Annotated in this window: 1 protein-coding gene; it reads left to right on the forward strand. The window is 68.3% G+C overall.

Features of this window, described 5'->3' with window-relative positions; genetic code table 11:
• Positions 1 to 1,207, forward strand: a 1,207-nt coding sequence (locus tag IP78_RS13885) for a peroxidase family protein (RefSeq protein ID WP_304438540.1), incomplete at its 5' end; no start/stop codon positions are given.
• Positions 1,208 to 1,269 lie beyond the last annotated feature (62 nt).

The raw sequence follows: 1,269 nt of genomic DNA on the forward strand, positions 1-1,269 counted from the left end.
CCCCGCCGGCGCCAAGCAGTGGCAGCCGGTCGGCAACCCGCCCGAGACCCTGGCCCCGGCCGCGCACACGCCGGGCAAGAAGGTCCCGACGATGATGACCACGGCCGACATGGCCTTCAAGGTCGACCCCGAGTACCGCAAGATCATGGAGAAGTTCCGGGCCGATCCGGCCTACTTCGCCGACCAGTTCGCGCGCGCCTGGTTCAAGCTGTGCCACCGCGACATGGGTCCCAAGATCCGCTACCTCGGGCCGGAAGTTCCCGCCGAAGACCTGATCTGGCAGGACCCGATCCCGGCCCACACGGGACCGAAGCTGACCGACGCCGACGTCAAGACGCTGAAGGACCATATCGCGGCGTCCGGCCTTTCGGTCGCCGACCTGGTGCGCACGGCGTGGGCCTCGGCCGCGACCTGGCGCGGGTCGGACCACCGCGGCGGCGCCAACGGCGCGCGCATCCGGCTGGAGCCGCAGCGCAGCTGGGACGTCAACGAGCCCGAGAAGCTGTCGAAGGTCCTGGCCGTCTATGAGGACATCAAGGCCAAGTCCGGCCTGAACGTCTCCATCGCGGACCTGATCGTGCTGGGCGGCTCGGTCGGCATCGAGCAGGCGGCCAAGGCCGCCGGCCACGATGTCGTCGTGCCGTTCACGCCGGGCCGCACCGACGCCACGGCGGAGCAGACCGATGCGGAAAGCTTCAAGGTTCTGGAGCCCCGCGCCGACGGCTTCCGCAACTATCTGCAGGTCAAGTTCAACGTCCCGACCGAGGAACTGCTGATCGACCGGGCCCAGCTGCTGGGTCTGACGGCTCCGCAGATGACGGCCCTGGTCGGCGGCCTGCGCGTGCTGGGCGTCAACCACAAGGACGCCAAGGAAGGCGTGTTCACCGACCGTCCGGGCCAGCTGACGAACGATTTCTTCGTCAACCTGCTCGACATGTCGACGGCCTGGAAGCAGGTGGACGACACGTCGGACGAGCTGTTCGTCGGCACGGACCGCGCCACGGGCCAGCAGCGCTGGACCGCGACCCGCACCGACCTGGTGTTCGGCTCCAACTCCCAGCTGCGCGCCATCGCCGAGGTCTTCGCCGAGGGCCAGTCCCAGGAGGTGTTCCTGAACACCTTCATCAAGGCCTGGACCCAGGTGATGGAGAACGACCGCTACGACATCCCCAAGCGCGCGCTGCACGCCGAAAAGCTGGCGGCGTAAGCCTTCGGGACTGACGCATCGACGACCCCCGTCCTCCACGCGAGGGCGGGGGTTTTGTTTTG

The sequence above is a fragment of the Brevundimonas sp. AAP58 genome (assembly GCF_001295975.1).
GTDB lineage: Bacteria > Pseudomonadota > Alphaproteobacteria > Caulobacterales > Caulobacteraceae > Brevundimonas.